The 15,218-nt window shown below is 70.8% G+C and carries 13 protein-coding genes; all 13 read right to left on the bottom strand.

The window, feature by feature from the left end; all coding sequences use genetic code 11:
- Nucleotides 1-1,362, bottom strand: a complete 1,362-nt coding sequence (locus ACIGQF_RS07175) for a UbiD family decarboxylase (protein WP_399706617.1) — start codon at nt 1,360-1,362, stop codon at nt 1-3.
- Entirely contained in the window at nt 1,362-2,786 is a 1,425-nt protein-coding gene (locus ACIGQF_RS07170; RefSeq protein ID WP_399706614.1) for an aldehyde dehydrogenase family protein, read from the bottom strand. Before ACIGQF_RS07170 ends, ACIGQF_RS07175 begins: the two co-directional genes overlap by 1 nt.
- A complete protein-coding gene (locus ACIGQF_RS07165) occupies nt 2,783-3,559 on the bottom strand; it encodes an SDR family NAD(P)-dependent oxidoreductase (protein ID WP_399706610.1) in 777 nt (258 codons plus the stop codon). The genes ACIGQF_RS07170 and ACIGQF_RS07165 overlap by 4 nt, the downstream gene beginning before the upstream one ends.
- Before the next feature lie 82 nt (nt 3,560-3,641).
- A complete protein-coding gene (locus tag ACIGQF_RS07160; RefSeq protein ID WP_399706607.1) occupies nt 3,642-4,829 on the bottom strand; it encodes an NAD(P)/FAD-dependent oxidoreductase in 1,188 nt (395 codons plus the stop codon).
- A complete protein-coding gene (locus ACIGQF_RS07155; RefSeq protein ID WP_399706606.1) occupies nt 4,826-5,068 on the bottom strand; it encodes a ferredoxin in 243 nt (80 codons plus the stop codon). Before ACIGQF_RS07155 ends, ACIGQF_RS07160 begins: the two co-directional genes overlap by 4 nt.
- Nucleotides 5,069-5,095: 27 nt before the next feature.
- Complete coding sequence (locus ACIGQF_RS07150; protein WP_399706604.1) at nt 5,096-6,274, bottom strand: cytochrome P450; 1,179 nt, start codon at nt 6,272-6,274, stop codon at nt 5,096-5,098.
- Nucleotides 6,275-6,289: 15 nt separating this feature from the next.
- The gene (locus ACIGQF_RS07145) at nt 6,290-7,648 is read right to left on the bottom strand and encodes an MFS transporter (RefSeq protein ID WP_399706601.1); all 1,359 of its coding nucleotides are present in this window, start codon (nt 7,646-7,648) and stop codon (nt 6,290-6,292) included.
- A 119-nt stretch (nt 7,649-7,767) separates the two neighbouring features.
- The gene (locus ACIGQF_RS07140; RefSeq protein WP_399706599.1) at nt 7,768-8,667 is read right to left on the bottom strand and encodes a LysR family transcriptional regulator; all 900 of its coding nucleotides are present in this window, start codon (nt 8,665-8,667) and stop codon (nt 7,768-7,770) included.
- A gap of 16 nt (nt 8,668-8,683) precedes the next feature.
- Entirely contained in the window at nt 8,684-9,847 is a 1,164-nt protein-coding gene (locus ACIGQF_RS07135; RefSeq protein ID WP_399706597.1) for an XdhC family protein, read from the bottom strand.
- Nucleotides 9,848-9,853: 6 nt separating this feature from the next.
- Nucleotides 9,854-11,098: a 2Fe-2S iron-sulfur cluster-binding protein gene (locus tag ACIGQF_RS07130; protein WP_399706596.1), complete on the bottom strand. Its 1,245-nt coding sequence runs from the start codon at nt 11,096-11,098 to the stop codon at nt 9,854-9,856.
- Entirely contained in the window at nt 11,095-11,991 is an 897-nt protein-coding gene (locus ACIGQF_RS07125) for an FAD binding domain-containing protein (protein WP_399706594.1), read from the bottom strand. The genes ACIGQF_RS07130 and ACIGQF_RS07125 overlap by 4 nt, the downstream gene beginning before the upstream one ends.
- Before the next feature lie 8 nt (nt 11,992-11,999).
- Nucleotides 12,000-12,779 carry an enoyl-CoA hydratase/isomerase family protein gene (locus ACIGQF_RS07120; RefSeq protein ID WP_399706592.1) on the bottom strand — a complete coding sequence of 260 codons (780 nt, stop codon included), beginning with the start codon at nt 12,777-12,779 and terminating at the stop codon, nt 12,000-12,002.
- A 2-nt stretch (nt 12,780-12,781) separates the two neighbouring features.
- Nucleotides 12,782-15,214, bottom strand: a complete 2,433-nt coding sequence (locus ACIGQF_RS07115) for a xanthine dehydrogenase family protein molybdopterin-binding subunit (RefSeq protein ID WP_399706591.1) — start codon at nt 15,212-15,214, stop codon at nt 12,782-12,784.
- Between the last annotated feature and the right edge of the window lie 4 nt (nt 15,215-15,218).

The raw sequence follows: 15,218 nt of genomic DNA, 5'->3' as shown, positions 1-15,218 counted from the left end.
TCAGCCCTCCAGTTCGGCGAGGTAGGGGTGCAAGGAAGAGGACGTGGAGCGGATGCGGGCGAACTTCTCGCGGGCCCCGGCCGGTACGGTCGCGTCCATCCCGAGCTTCGCCGTCGTCCCGCCGTGTGCCGAGGGATCCAGGCTGCTGCCGGTGGTGCGCTCCACCACGAACAGGTCGCGGTCGGCCTGCATCCGGGTCGCGATCGCCCACTCGACCTGCTCGTCGTCGAACACGTCCACGTCGTCGTCGACGATCACCGCGAGCTTCACCGTCGTCACCGCCGCGAACGTCGCCATCGCGGCATGCCGCGCCGTGCCCCCGCCACGGGAGCGCAGGGAGATCACCGCGTGCATCCGGCACGACCCGCCCTCGGTGAGCCGCACGGCCGCCACGTCGATCCCCGCGGCCCGCAGCGCCCGCAACAGGCGCGCCTCGCGCGGCAGCCCGCCCAGCCAGAAGTGCTCCCGACCGCCGGAGAGAATCGTCTGCAGAAAAGCGCTCTCCCGTGACCAGCGCGAGGACAGCTCCAGCACCGGGGCGGGCCCGCCCGGACCGTAGGTGCGCGGGTACTCCCCGAACGGCCCTTCGTCCGCGCGCCGGCCCGCGCGGAAAGTGCCGACGAGTACCATCTCCGCGCGGGCGGGCACCGGTACCTCCAACCCCTCCACGTAGGTGACGTTCAGCCGCTCGGGATGCAGGGCGCTCGCGACCTCCAGGTCGTCGAGGTCGGCCGCCGCGGGCGACTGCGAGGCCAGCGTCAGCAGCGGATCGACGCCCACGCAGAGCGCGACGGGCAGGTCTTCCCCCGCCGCCTCGTGCTCGGCGAAGATCGACCGGAGCCTGCCCGGCAGCATGAGGGCGCGCGCCTCGCGGTCCCCGGTGACCTGTAGCCGGTTGATCGACAGGTTCGCCTTGCCGGTGCGCGGATCGCGCGCCACGATCAGCGCCGAGGTGAAGTACCGGCCTGCGTCGCGTTCGTGCTGCACCGGCAGCGGAAGGTCCCCGAGCAGGTCGCCCTGCGTATCGTGCCGGGCGGTCACCGGCGCTTCAGCCGACGCGATCACCGAATACGGGCGCGGGGTGCGTACGGCGTCGGCGAGCCGGTCGACCACCTCCTCCTCCGGGCAGCCCAGCGCCAGGGCGAAGTGCCCGCGTGAGGGCATCGTGTTGCCGACGAGCGGGTACCTCGCGCCGCGCACCGCGTCGAAGGCCACCGCGTAGCGGCCGTCGGCATGCTCCAGTACGGCGGCCACGTCCTGGTCCGCGTCGATCTCACTGCTCACCCTGCGCAGCTCGCCACGTTCCTCCAGCAGCGCCAGCCAGCCCCGCAGATCGGGCTGTTTCGGCCAGGTCGTGGCCATCACTCCTCCTCGGGCAGTGCGAAGTGGACGTGCTTGAGCTCGGTGAACTGTTCCAGTCCTTCGACACCGCGGGTCCGGCCGAGGCCGGAGGAACCGTAGCCGCCGCTGGGCATCTCCGGGTACGAGCGGTTGTAGCCGCCCACCCAGACCGTCCCCACCCGCAGCGACCGCGCGACGCGCCAGGCGCGTGAGCCTTCGCCGCTCCACACCGAGGCGGCGAGCCCGTACGAAGTGGCGTTCGCCGCTTCGATCGCGCCGTCCTCGTCGTCGAAGGGTTCGAGGGTGATCAGGGGGCCGAAGATGTCCTCCTGTACGAGAGGCGAGTCCACCGCGACGCCGGCCACCGCGGCGGGGGTCACGAAGTGTCCCGGCAGCCCGTCGGGGCTGATGCGCTCCCCTCCGGTCAGCAGGGTCGCGGTGGACCGTGCGAGATCCACATAACCGGTGAAGCGGTCGAGCGCGCCAGCGGAGATGAGCGGGCCCATGTCCGTTTCTTCGGCGGCGGGATCGCCGAGCCGGAGCGAGCGCAGGACGTCGACCACCCGGTCACGCGCGCGCTCGAAGACCGGGCGCTGTACCAGGAGCCGGGTGCACGCCATGCACATCTGCCCGCTGGTGATCACCGAGGCCCGGGCCGCGGTCTCGGCCGCCTTCTCGACGTCGGCGTCGGCGAACACCACCATGCTCGCCTTGCCGCCCAGTTCCAGCAGGGTGCGGGTCATGTCCGGGGCCGCCGCGCTGCGGATCGCGGCCCCGATCGCGGTGGAGCCGGTGAAGGCAACGGCCCGGACCAGCGGATGGGTGACCAGGGCGTCCCCGACGAGGCCGTCGCCCACCACGAGCTGCACGACGTCGTCGCCGATTCCTGCCGTGCGGCCCAGTTCCAGCGCCCGCCAGGTGACCAGCGTGGTCTGCGGGGCGGGCTTCACCAGTGCGGTCACGCCCGCGGCGAGCGCCGGGGCCAGGTCGCGGAACAGCAGCAGCAGCGGCCAGTTCCACGGCACGATGAACGCGGTCACGCCGACCGGTTCGCGCACCAGGTGGGCTTCGGACCCGTCGGGCAGCGTGCCGGCCCGACCACCGATCGAACGGGCGAGCCCGGCGTTGTAGCGGAGTGCTTCGACCGCCCCGGCCACTTCGAGGCGGGCCTCCCGGATCGGCTTGCCGCTCTCCGTCACCAGCGCCTGGACGAGCTCCTCGGTGTGCTCGCCGAGCACGTCCGCCCACCGCCACAGCAGCGCCTGGCGCCGGCGGGTGTCCACGGGCCAGTTCCCGCGCTGGGCCGCCGCGGCGGCCGCGGCGGCCTCGGCGAGCCGGTCGGGTGTGGTCGCGGGGGTCTCCTGCAGTGGCCGCAGGGTGGTCGGATCGGCCGGACGGGCGTCCTGCGGGACGCCCCAGGTGCGGCGTTCTGCCGTGGCCGTCATACGAACACTCCGCCGCCGTCGACGACCACCGTCTGCCCGCTGACGAAACCGCTGGCGGGGCTCGCCAGCCACAGCACCGCGCCGACCAGGTCGTCCGGTGTCATCTCGCGTGGCAGGCACCGGGTCTGCTGCATTCTGCCGAGGTAGTCGGGATCGTTGATGGCGCGGGAGGCGGCGTCGTCGACGAGCCCCGGCGAGACGGCGTTGACGCCGATGCCGTACTGCCCGAGCTCCCTGGCCGCGGCCCTGGTCAGTCCCTCCACGGCCGCCTTGGAGGCGACGTAGTGGGCGAAGCCGGCCGCGCCGGTGCGCGTGACCACCGAGGCGATGTTGACGATCCGTCCGCCACCGCGCTCCCGCAGGGCGGGGACGGCGGCCCGGATGACCTGCCAGGTGCCGCGTACGTTGACCCGCAGCACGGTGTCCCAGTCCTGTGCGGTCAACTCCGTAAGGGGGCGCTTGGGGCCGAGTGTCCGGTAGACGGCGGCGTTGTTCACCACCGCGTCCAGGCCCCCGAACCGGTCGGTCGCCTGCCCCACGACCGTGTTCACGTCGTTGTCGTCGGTGATGTCGCACGGCGTGAAGACCGCGGTGCCCGGCCCTTGTGCGGTGGCCTGCTCGGCGAGCCGCTTGCCGTCCTCGGCACACTGGGGCAGGTCCGCGGCGATCACGTTGGCCCCCGCCGCGGTGAGCGCGCGCGTGTAGGCGGTACCGATGTCGCCCGTCGCGCCGGTCAGCAGTACGACACGATCCTGCAGAGTCGCTGAAGTCATGGAGGTTCCTGATCCTTGAGTAAGTCGTGCCCGTCGCCCGGTCAGGGACGGTTCACACCTCTGGACACGAGAGCGAGGTCCGTCACGCGGCGGTGGCGAGCGCCTCATGCCAGTCGGCACCGCGGGCGAGCAGGCGGCGGCAGTCCAGGAGCCGCCGTGCGGAGTTGATCGCGAGAGCGCCTTCGAAGCGGTCGCCGTCGCGATACAGGGCGAGCAGGCTCTCCTGGTCCTCCCCTTCGTGCACGATGCGGACGTCGCCACTGCTGCGTCCGGTCATCTGGATGCGCGTCCCGTACTGGTCGGACCAGACGTAGGGCACGGGCGTGTACTTCACCGGGGAGCCGGGGTCGAGCAGGTTACGGGCCACGACCGCGGCCTGTTCCCTGGCATTGGTCCAGTGCTCCAGCCGGACATGCCGGCCGTAGCCGGGGTGGAACCAGCGGGCGACGTCGCCCGCGGCGTACACGTCCGGCGCCGAGGCCCGGCAGTACGCGTCGCACAGCACGCCGTCGTCCAGGCGGATTCCGGAATCGGCCAGCCAGCCGACGGCGGGTGTCGCGCCGATGCCCACCACGACCAGGTCGGCGCCGATGGTGCTGCCGTCTTCCAGCCGCACCCGCTCGACGGCGGTGTCCCCGTCAAAGCCGGCCACGGCGCGTCCGCACAGGACGCGGACGCCGTTGCGGACGTGCAGCCGCGTGCACGCCTCGCCCATCCGCTCGCCGAGTCCCCGGGACAGCGGTACCGGGGACGCCTCAACAAGGGTGACCGACAGATCGCGCCGGCGTGCCTCCGCGGCCACCTCGGCGCCCACGAAGCCGCCGCCGACGATCACCACGCGCGGCCGCTTCGCGAGCGCGTCACGGAGGGCGAGCGCATCCCCGAGCGTGCGCAGGGTGTGTATGCTCTCCAGCCCGCGCAGACCGGGCAGAGAGCGGGGCCTCGCACCCGTCGCGACGACCAGCGCGTCGTACGGCAGAGATGATCCCCCGGACAGCTCGACCGTCTTCGCCACGGGGTCGAGGGCGCGGGCCCGCTCGCCGAGGAGGAACTCCACCTCCAGAGCGGCCAGTGCCTCGTCACTGCGCAACGCGGTCCGCTCCGGCGCCCAGTCCCCGCTCAGCAGTTGCTTGGACAGCGGCGGGCGGTCGTAGGGCAGTGCCTGCTCGTCACCGATGAGGGTGAGGGAGCCGTCGTAGCCGTTTCGGCGCAGCGCTTCCGCGGTGCACAGGCCGGCCAGCGACGCACCGACGACCAGGACGCGCTTCACGACGCCGGGTCGACGTCGATGGCGGCGACCGGGCATGCGCCGGCGGCTTCGCGCGCCCGTGCCTCGCCGGGCTCGGCCTTGGATATCACCCGCGCGACCCCGTCCTCGCCCAGTTGGAACAGCTCCGGGGCGGCCAGTTCGCAGTCGCCGTACCCGCAGCACTTGTCGGTGTCCACCGTGATCTTCATGGCGTGGCTTCCCTTCGTCGGCGCGTCACCCATCGCTACGTCACCTGTCATCACGTCACCCACTCCTTTTGGCACCTGTCACCAGGTCACCGGGAGCCGTCGGACGCCAAGGTGCCGGCCGCCGCCTTCCAGTGGAGCGGTGCGCTCGACTTCGCCGTTGATCCGGAAGCCCGGGATCCTCTCGAGCAGCGTTTGGACCGCGATGCGGATCTCGGCCTTCGCCAGCGGCATCCCCGGGCAGCTGTGGATGCCGGCGCCAAAGGCGAGGTGCTTGTTGGGCTTGCGGTCGATGACCACCTCGTCCGGGTTCTCGAAGACCCTCGCGTCGCGGTTGGCCGAGGCGAACAGCAGGATCACGCGGTCGCCCGCGGACATCTGCTGTCCGGCCACGCACGCGTCTGCGGTCAGTTGCCGGGGGAACCAGTGCAGTGGGGTCTCGTAGCGCAGGATCTCGTCGATCGCCGTGGGAATGAGCTTCGGTTCGTCGATGAGCCGCTGCTGGGCCTGGGGGTGCTCGGCGAGGTGGAGCAGCACGTTGCTCAGCCCGAGTGCCGTCGAATCGTGCCCGGCGTAGGTCAGGATGAACATCATGTTGGCGAGCGTCCCGTCGTTCACGCCGAGCTCGTCGTTGATGGTCAGCAGCTGCGAGATGAAGTCGTTGCCCGGTTCCTTGCGGCGCTGCTCGAAGAGCCGGACCCAGTAGGCGCACACCCGGTCGATGACCTTCCGGCCCTGTTCGTCGGAGGCGTGCTCCAGGAAGTCCAGGGAGTACTCGCGGATCTCGTCCGCCTGTCGCGGGCCGAGGTCGTAGAGCTGCGTGATCACGTCGAGCGGCAGCGGCAGGGCCAGGCCCTCGACCAGCTCGGCCTCGCCGGAGCCGTGGAATGCCGCGATGAGCCGGTCCACCGTGGCCTGGATCTGCGGCTCCATCCGCCGGGCCGCGGCCGCGCTGGTGAGCGGGGCGATCAGCTTGCGGAACTTCTCGTGCTCCGGCGGGTCGTAGTCGATGGGTGGGAAACGATTGTCCGACACGGCGGGGACGTAGACGCCGCCGGTGGAGGAGTAGGTGCCGTGGTCCATGGCGGCCGCGCGCACGTCCTCGTAGCGGGAGAGCGTCCAGTAGCCGCCGTGCTTCTCACCGCGGGCGACGGGGCACTGCGCGCGCAGGCCCTCATACAGTTCATACGCGCGTTCGGGCGAGAGGTCGCGCGCGTGGGGGTCGTAGGCCGGGCCATGCGGGTCGGTCTGCTCTGTCATGGCGCACTCCTGTGGTCAGGCCTTCGCGGGCTCGGTCATCGGGTGCGGGAGCTGCTCGCTTTCCATGGCTCCGCGGGTCTCCGGGCTGATCGCGTTGGCGATGAGGAACGCGACCACGACAACGATCAGGCAGATCATGAGCCGGCCGGGCACATCGGCAAGGCCGGGGCTGGCCAGGTTCACGAAGGTCGGCATCAATCCGCCGATCATGAACCCGGTGTTCCAGCAGACGGCCGTGCCGCGCGAGCGCAGCGCCGTGGGGTAGCGCTCGTTGAGGAACACCAGAACCGGTGCGTACGCCGCGTTGGCGAAGAACGCCAGCGCCGTCGCGTACACCGTGATCAGCCCGGTCTTCGCCGGCTCGGTGCTGGTCAGGAGCCAGACGAGCAGCGGGAGGGCGATGAGGTTGAAGCCACCCATCAGCAGCATCGAGCGGCGGCGGCCGATGCGCTCGCTCAGTTCACCGGCGGCGATGGTCGCGACGACCACGCCGAGGCTGGAGACGAGCAGGATCACGCCCTGGGAGCTCTTGTGCACGCCGGTGATCTGGTCGAGCAAGGTCGGCAGGTATCCGGAGGTCAGGTAGTACTGCGATCCGGCGCCGGCGACGAGCAGGATGTTCAGGGCGAACAGCCCGCCCCGGCCGTCGCGCACGAGGTCGCTCATCCGCGGCTTGGGCTGCGGCGCCCCCTCCTTCTGCGCCTGCTGCTGAGCCTTCCACAGCGGTGATTCCTCGACGCCGCGCAGCACGAAGTAGGAGAGGATCGCGGCGGCCAGGCCGGCGAAGAACATGACGCGCCAGCCCCAGACGTCGAACTGCTCGCCGGGGAAGATCTGGCTGACGACGATGAACAACCCGCTTGCTATCGCGGCGCCGAGTCCCGCTCCGCCGCCGCCGATCAGGCCGGACATCAAACCGCGCCAACGCGGGCCGACGCTCTCGGTGCCCAGGGTGTGGGTCGCGGCGACCACGCCCCCGACGAAGATTCCCTGAAAAAACCGGAGGATGAGGAACACGACAGGCGCCCACACCCCGGCGGTGGCGTAGGTGGGCACCGCGCCCATGGCCGCGGTGCACAGGCCCACGCCGGCGAGGACGATCACCATCGTCTTCTTGCGGCCGTGGCGGTCGGCGATCCCGCCGAAGATCGCCGCCCCGGCGGGACGCAGCAGCACGCTGACGGCGAACGAGGCATACACGGCAGCCAGGCTCAGCGTCGGGCTGGAGGCGGGGAAGAGGAGCTCGCCGACGGTGCCGGCGACGAAGAGAAGGATGAACAGATCGAAGAGATCGAACGCCCAGCCGGCGACAGAGGCAAAGGCGGCGTAGAACGTGGCTCTGCGAGAAGGTCCCGTGATGCGGGGTGCGGACATTGCCCATCTCCTTGTGCGGCTCAGTACTGGTATTAAGGGGCGCCTTCGCGCGATGAGCGATGCGCAACTGCCTAGTCATGCGGTAGTCAGCGCCTATACGGGCAGCTGGCGCCTTGCCTTCAGGCTTCGTCACCGCTGTCGCGGTCACCCTCGAACGCAGCGACGAGAAGATCGAGGAACGCACTCGCGGCGGGGGTGAGAGGGCTGCCCTTGCGCCAGATCACACCCAGCTCCCGCCGGGCCACGGGATCATCGAGGGGTATCGCCGTGGCGTAGCCGGCGGAGGCGAGACGCGGCACCACGGACACCCCCACCCCGCTGCGCACCATTCCGCACAGGACGGAGAGCTGGCCGGTCTCGACGGTCACCCGGGGACTGAAGCCCGCCTGGAGGCAGACCATGTCCATCAGCTCGCGCAGCCCGTACCCGCGGTGCATGCCGACGTAGTCGTCCCCCGCCAGCTGGGCCAGGTCGAGGGCGGGCCGGTCTGCGAGGCGGTGCTCGGGGGGCAGCATCGCGACCATCGGCTCGCGTACCAGGATGCGCCCCGTGACACCGGGCCGTGCCAGGGGCGCGCGGCTTATCGCCAGGTCCAGCATCCCGGTGTGCACCATGCGTTCGAACTCGCCGGACACGTTGTGCTCGGTGAGCAGCACTTCGATGCGGGGGTGCGCGGCCCGGTATTCGGCCAGCAGGTCGGGGAGCAGCGTGGCGCCGACACTGGGCAGTACGCCGATCGTGACGCGGCCGCGGTCCAGGGAGCGTATCGCGGCCGCCTGCGTACGGGCCTGTTCGAGATGGAAAAGCGCGGGCTCGACGTGCTCCAGGAAGGCCTCACCGGCTGCCGTCAGTTCAACGCGTCGGCCGAGTCGGTGGAACAGCGCGACGCCCAGTTCCTTCTCCAGCTTGCGTACCTGGACCGACAGCGAGGGCTGGGCGAGGAAGAGCTCTTCGGCCGCGCGGGTGAAGCTGCCCGCTTTGGCGATGGTGAGTACGTAACGAAGCTGGTGCAACTCCATGTTCAGCGCCTGACGGTTATCGGTTGTGGTGGGCGGCCTCGACCGGCCGGGAGGCTTGAGGCCGTGCCGGCGCCGCCGTCGGTGCTGCCCCGGGCGCATGGATGTCGGCCGTGAGGCCACTGAGCGGGAGGCCGGTGCCGCCCCAGCGCCGCTGGATGACCTCCGCGACTATGGACACGGCCGTCTCCTCCGGTGTCCGGGCACCGAGGTCGAGGCCGATGGGAGAGGCGAGGCGGGCGATGTCGGCGTCGGTGACGCCCTGCGCCCGCAGTCGCGCGGTGCGGTCGCTGTGGGTGCGGCGGCTGCCCATGACGCCGATGTACGCCGCCGGGGTGCGCAGCGCGGCCGTCAGCACGGGGACGTCGAACTTGGGGTCGTGGGTGAGCACGCAGATGACGGTGCGTTCGTTGACGTCGGTGCGGGAGAGATGGTCGTGAGGCCAGGCGCACACCACCTCGTGCGCCTCCGGGAAACGTGCGGCCGTGGTGAACACGGGCCGTGCGTCGCACACGGTCACGCGGTACCCCAGACGTGCGGCCGTGCCGCTGAGCGCGGCGGCGAAGGCGTTCGCCCCGTAGATGAGCATGCTCGGTGGCGGAGCGAAGGACTGGATGAACACCGCGACCTGGTCCATACGGCGTTCCCCGTACGGGCCGTAGTGCTCGGTGGCGGTGATGCCTTGTGCCAGCAGCCCGCGTGCGTCGTCGCGCACCGCGGCGTCGAGCCGGTCCTCGCCCAGGGAGCCCAGCGTCCGGTCCTGCCAGACGGTCAGCTGGGCCCCCAGGGGAGCCCGTCCGCCGGTGACGGTGGCGACGGCGACCGGTTGCTCCCGCTCGATCGAGGTGAGCACCTGAGGGAGCGACGAAGCGGGAACAACCGGCCGGATCAGGATGTCGATGACGCCGCCGCAGGTCAGGCCGACGGAGAAGGCGTCCTCGTCACTGACGCCGTACCTCTCGCGTCGTGGCAACCCCGTCTGCAGCACCTCGGTGGCCGCCTCGTACACCGCGCCCTCGACGCAGCCGCCCGAGACGCTGCCCACCGCCTCTCCTGACGCGCTGACGGCCATGACCGCGCCCGGGTCGCGCGGGGCGCTGCCCCGGGCGCCGACCACCGTGGCCAGGGCGAAGGCGCTGCCCTCGGCCATCCATCCGCGGAGCTGCGGCATCACCTCACGCATGGCGGTTCATCCCCGGCGCTTTCCGACACGTACGAGCTGCTTGAGACGATCGAGCAGCGGCGCGAGGACCAGGCTCATGGCGCTGGGGGCCTTCACCGGGCCGGACGGCGCCTGGCCGGAGGCTGCCGCTTCGGCGACGGCGTCGGCGAACTGCTCGAACATGCGGCGGCTGACGTCACCGGCAAGGGCGCGGCCGAACTGAGCGATGCGGCCGGTGAGGTAGACCTTGGCGTCGGCGTGCATCGCGGTGCCGGTCTGCGTGGGCTCCGTGCGGAGCGTGATGTCCGCCTGGGTCTGCGCTCCGCCGGTGTCCTGTCCCTGGGCGAGCACCCGCAGCAGGCCGGCGGCGCGGTCATGCTCGACGATGTGCGCGAGGCCGTGGAACGCCAGCTTGATCGGTCCCACCGACACCCGGGCGCGGCCCGCGTAGCGGTTGTCGCCGAGGTCGTCGGTGAGCTCGGCACCGGGCAGGCAGCGGGCCAGCAGGTGGATGTCGTCCAGGACGCGCCAGATCTTCTCCTCGGACACCTCGATCCCGGTCGTGATCTCGACCGCGATGGTGGGGTCACCGCTGGGCAGCACGATGTCCTTGGTCAGGGACGCGGCCGTGCCGGCGTTGTCCTCCTGGCCCTCGGAGGCGTTGCCGCCCTGCCCGGAGCGGCCGACGAGCGCCCGGCGCCCGCAGTTGCCCGGGGCGGGAATTCCCTCGGGGTGCGCACGGTGGGCCTCTCCCACCGCGGTGAGGATGTTCCGGTATCCGGTGCACCGGCAGATGACGCCCGAAAGCTCCTCCGGCAGCTCCTCCTCCGTGACCTCCGGCTTGTTCGCCAGCAGGTCGTAGGAGCTCATCAGGAAGCCCGGGGTACAGAATCCGCACTGCAACGCGTGGTTGCGTCCGAACGCCTCCTGCAGTGGATGCAGGTCGTCGGGCCGCCCCAGTCCTTCGACGGTGACGATGTCCGCCCCGTCGAGCTGTACGGCGAACAGCAGGCAGGCCCGGGCCGCCTCGCCGTTGACCAGCACGGTGCACATGCCGCAGACGCCGTGCTCGCAGCCCACATGCGTGCCGGTGAGACCCAGATGGTCGCGCAGCGCGTCGGAGAGGGTGACCCGCGCGGGCAGCTGGAGAACGGTAGGTGTCCCGTTGACGGTCATGCGCACTTCGATCGTGTCGTCCGCCCCCGCTTTCACCGGCCGGGGCGGGGCGGGGGGCGCCGCCTCGGTACGTGCTGCTGCTTCGTTGATGGTCATGCGCTTACCTCGCCGGAGTTCTTACGGGCCCGCTCGTATGCCTTGCACAGTTCCCTGGCGGCCAGGGTGCGGAGCAGTCGGCGCCGGTAGTCCCTGGACGCGTGGGCGTCACCGTCGGTGTCGACCATCTCCTCGACGACGGCGGAGAGCTGCTTCCCGAGCTGGTCCGCCGGCGCGTCGCCCATGCCCGTGACCGCCGCGGTGAGCTGCTCGGAGACGTCGCGGGTGACCGCCTTGTCGGACACGCCGAACGCGGTCATCGTCGCCTCCGGGCGGCCACCGCGCAGGCGCACCCGCGTGGCGACGCCCGCAAGGGCGAAGTCGCCGTGCCGGCGTGCGATCTCGGCGAATCCGAAGCCCTCGTCCGCGACGGCGACCGGCAGCCGCACAGCGGTGAGGATCTCCTCGGGGCCCAGCGCGGTGGTCATCGCCCCGCCGTAGAACTCCCGGGCGAGAACCTGCCGGGGGCCGTTGGGCCCGGTCAGTGTCAATTCGGCGTCGAGACAGCAGGCCACGGCCGGGAGCTCGGCCGCCGGGTCGGCGTGGGCGAGGCTGCCGCAGACGGTGCCCCGGCTGCGCAGCTCCCGGTGCCCTACCCAGGGCAGGGCCAGGCGCAGCAGCGGGACGCTTTTGCTGAGCGGGTCCCGCTCGACGCGGCGCTGCCGTACGGTGGCGCCGATGTGCAGGTGCTGCTCGGAGCGGGTCAGCTCGTCGAGTTCCTCAATGGAGTTGATGTCGACCAGGGTGTCGGGGCGGGCGAGTCGCATGGCCAGCACAGGGGCCAGCGACTGCCCACCCGCGATGACCTTGCCGCCCCCGCTGGTTTCCGCCAGTTCGGCGATCGCGTCGGCCAGACTCGACGGACGAACGTAGGCGAACGGTGCGGCTTTCATGGTTCAGCTCACCGGCCCTGGAACTTCGGGGCGCGCTTTTCGAGGAACGCGGTGACGCCCTCGGCGAAGTCGTGGCTGGAGCGCAGCATGGAGTACGCCTTGCGTTCCAGCTCGATGCCGGAGTACAGCGGCGCGTCGACGCCCTTGTCGAGGACTTCCTTGGCGGTGCGGGCGGCCAGTGGCGAGAAGCCGAGCAGTGCGCTGACGATCCGCTCGACCTCGGCATCGAGCGCCGCACGGTCCTGGACGACGTTCGCGACCAGGCCCCAGTCGCCGGCCTGCTGGGCGTTGATGCGGGACGCTGTCATGACGTGGTACTTGGCGCGGGAGAGGCCGATGAGCCGGGCGAGGCGCTGGGTGCCGCCGGATCCGGGGATCATTCCCAGCCGCATCTCCGGCAGCGCGAACTCGCTGCGCTCGGTGGCGATGCGGATGTCGGTGGAGAGGGCGAGTTCGAGGCCGACGCCGAAGCAGTAGCCGTCGACGGCCGTGATGACCGGCTTGGGGCTGCGGGCCGGCGCGGTGATGTTCTGGCCGAGGTCGGTGAAGTCGACCGGCTCCACCTCCATGAAGCCGGGGATGTCACCGCCCGAGGAGAAGTGCTCGCCGGCGGCCTGGATGACCACCACCTGGATGTCCTTGTCGGCGTCGATCTCGGCGAAGCGGTCGGCCATCACCTGGCGGGTCTCCATGGTGATGATGTTGAACTTGCCGTGGTCGAGGGTCAGGTAGGCGACGCGTCCCTCATGGCCGCGGTCCAGCCTGATTTCGCCTCCGGTGAGTGCCATGGTCACAGGGTCCTTTCGCTGTCGCTGCCGTTGAGCAGCTCGTTGAGCACGTTGCCGTGCAGCGGGAGGGTGGTGATGTCCACGCCGGCCGGGGCGAGGGCGTCGGCGACCGCATTGGCGATCGCGACGGGCAGGCTCATGCTGCTGCCTTCACCGCAGCCCTTCGCGCCGAGGCGCGTGAGCGGCGAGGGAGTCTCCAGGTGGTCGCTGTTGAGCTCGTACTGCGTCTCCGCAGTGGTGGGACAGAGGTAGTCCATGAACGTCGCGGTGGGCTGCCCGGCGTCGGTGTAGCGCATTTCCTCGAACATCGCGCCGCCGATGGCGTGCGCGAGCGCGCCGTGAACCTGGCCTTCGAGCAGCTGATGGTTGAGGATCGTGCCCGGGTCGTGGACCGTCACCACCTGGTCGAGCTCGAGCTGCCGGGTCGCGGCGTCGATGCGCACGCCGACCAGTTCGGCGACGAACCCGTAGCACAGGCTGGAGTTGATCTGGTCGGTCCTGCTGGCTGCCTTCGACTGCGGGGGAGTGAAGGCGGCCTCCTCGTACAGGCGCGCGGGAGTGCCCTCGGGCAGCGCACCGGGGTCCCAGTGGACCAGTCCGGCCGCGTGCCGGAAGGGGACCGCCCGCTCGGGTTCGGCACGGAGCCGGACCTGGCCCTGGCCGAGTTCGACGTCGGCAGGGTCGGCACCGAGCAGAGTGGCGCCGGCGACCTTGATCGTCTCGGCCAGCTTCTCACTGGCCTCGACCAGAGCACTGGTCAGCAGCGGCGCGAACCGGGAGGAGTAGCTTCCGGAGGTCACCGTCCACGGTGTGGTGGCGGTGTCCATCTCGACCACCGGCCGCACCTGTTCCCGCGGCAGTCCGAGCTGTTCGGCGACGACGTCCTGGGCGACGGTGGCATGGCCTTGCCCCTGCGGCACAGTGCCCAGCAGCACCGACACGATGCCGTTGAGGTCGACGCTGATGCGCACGTGCTCGGTGGAGCCGGACTTGCCGCGCCCCGCCTTTCGTTGCTCGGCCGGGGTGGCCAGGCCCACGTAGCCGATGTTGGTGGCCGACGGGTCGACGATCGTGGCGATGCCGATGCCGAAGTACTCGCCGCGCTCGCGCGCCTCCCGCTGCTTTTCCCGCAGCGCCTGGTAGTCGGCGTTCTTCAGCAGCATGTCCATCACGCGCTGGTAATCGCCGGAGTCGTAGATGCCGCCGGTGGGGGTGGCGTACGGGAAGTCCTCGCGCTGTACGAAGTTGCGCTGTCGCAGCTCGGCCGGGTCGAGCCCGCATACTCCGGCGATCTTGTCCATGAGCCGTTCCAGGCCGAAGTAGAGCTGCTGGCCGCCGAATCCGCGGTTGAGGCCGGTCGGTGTCTTGTTGGTGACCACGGCGCGGGAGCGGATCTGCACGGCGTCGATCTTGTATGCGCCGGTGATGTTGCCGAAGCAGCGATACAGCGTGCTGGGCTCCGGCGGGCGCAGATAGGCGCCGACGTTGTCCACCAGGTCCGCGCGCAGCCCCTGCACCGAGCCCTCGGCGGAGACCGCGGCCTCGAACCACATGACGCGGTCGGAACCGGCGGAGCTGGCGAGCAAGTGCTCGATACGGTCCTCGGTCCAGCGCACTGGCCGGCCGGCGTACTTGCTGGCCAGCGCCATCAGCGCCACGTAGGGGTAGATGCCGGCCTTGATCCCGAAGCTGCCGCCGTTGTCGGCCGGGATCATCAGCCGAACCCGCGAGGCGGGCACGCCGAGTGCCCCCGCCAGTACCGGCACCATGGAGAACGGACCGTGGAAGTTCGCCCAGGCCTGGACGGCGGGCCCGTCGACCTCGTCCTGCCACTCGGCGATGACCGAGTAGCACTCCATCGGGGTCGAGGAGTACCGCGGGAAGCTGTACTTGCCCTTCACGATGTGGTCGGCGGCGGCGAAGACGGCGTCCACGTCACCGAAGGCGAAGGTCCGGTCGGTCGCTACATTGCTGTCGGCTCCGTCGTGCAGCCGCGGGGCCTCGGGCAGGAGGGTCTTCTCGACGTCGACCACCGGCGGCAACGGTTCGTAATCGATCTCGACGAGCTCGGCGGCATCCTCCGCGAGATACCGGTCTGCGGCCACCACGACCGCCACCGGCTCACCGACGAACCGGACCTTGTCGGTGCCCGTCGGGTAATACGGCATGGGCGTCTTGAGCGAGAGCGGGAAGGGCTTCAGCGCGGCGAGGACCTCCTCGGGTCCGATCACGGCGGCGACACCGGGGTGCCGTCGCGCCCGCTCAAGATCGACACCGCGGATGCGGGCGTGCGGATGCGGGCTGCGCACCACCGCGGCGGTGAGCGTGCCGGGCAGGGGGTCGATGTCGTCGAGGAAGCGGCCACGGCCCGTGAGCAGCGCAGGGTCCTCGATCCGTGCGGTCGGCCGGGCCGGCCGTTCGAAGGTCGTTGTCATGTGC

It is taken from the genome of Streptomyces sp. NPDC053560 (assembly GCF_044544605.1).
Classification (GTDB): Bacteria; Actinomycetota; Actinomycetes; order Streptomycetales; family Streptomycetaceae; genus Streptomyces.
This window is presented reverse-complemented; position numbering and strand designations above follow the sequence as displayed.

What these genes read in the sequence shown, in the direction of transcription:
- ACIGQF_RS07170 (WP_399706614.1), bottom strand. Translation starts at nt 2,786, where the DNA reads ATGACGGCCACGGCAGAACGCCGCACCTGGGGCGTCCCGCAGGACGCC.
- ACIGQF_RS07165 (WP_399706610.1), bottom strand. Translation starts at nt 3,559, where the DNA reads ATGACTTCAGCGACTCTGCAGGATCGTGTCGTACTGCTGACCGGCGCG.
- ACIGQF_RS07150 (WP_399706604.1), bottom strand. Translation starts at nt 6,274, where the DNA reads ATGACAGAGCAGACCGACCCGCATGGCCCGGCCTACGACCCCCACGCG.
- ACIGQF_RS07145 (WP_399706601.1), bottom strand. Translation starts at nt 7,648, where the DNA reads ATGTCCGCACCCCGCATCACGGGACCTTCTCGCAGAGCCACGTTCTAC.
- ACIGQF_RS07120 (WP_399706592.1), bottom strand. Translation starts at nt 12,779, where the DNA reads ATGGCACTCACCGGAGGCGAAATCAGGCTGGACCGCGGCCATGAGGGA.
- ACIGQF_RS07135 (WP_399706597.1), bottom strand. Translation starts at nt 9,847, where the DNA reads ATGCGTGAGGTGATGCCGCAGCTCCGCGGATGGATGGCCGAGGGCAGC.
- ACIGQF_RS07125 (WP_399706594.1), bottom strand. Translation starts at nt 11,991, where the DNA reads ATGAAAGCCGCACCGTTCGCCTACGTTCGTCCGTCGAGTCTGGCCGAC.
- ACIGQF_RS07140 (WP_399706599.1), bottom strand. Translation starts at nt 8,667, where the DNA reads ATGGAGTTGCACCAGCTTCGTTACGTACTCACCATCGCCAAAGCGGGC.
- ACIGQF_RS07175 (WP_399706617.1), bottom strand. Translation starts at nt 1,362, where the DNA reads ATGGCCACGACCTGGCCGAAACAGCCCGATCTGCGGGGCTGGCTGGCG.
- ACIGQF_RS07115 (WP_399706591.1), bottom strand. Translation starts at nt 15,214, where the DNA reads ATGACAACGACCTTCGAACGGCCGGCCCGGCCGACCGCACGGATCGAG.
- ACIGQF_RS07155 (WP_399706606.1), bottom strand. Translation starts at nt 5,068, where the DNA reads ATGACAGGTGACGTAGCGATGGGTGACGCGCCGACGAAGGGAAGCCAC.
- ACIGQF_RS07130 (WP_399706596.1), bottom strand. Translation starts at nt 11,098, where the DNA reads ATGACCATCAACGAAGCAGCAGCACGTACCGAGGCGGCGCCCCCCGCC.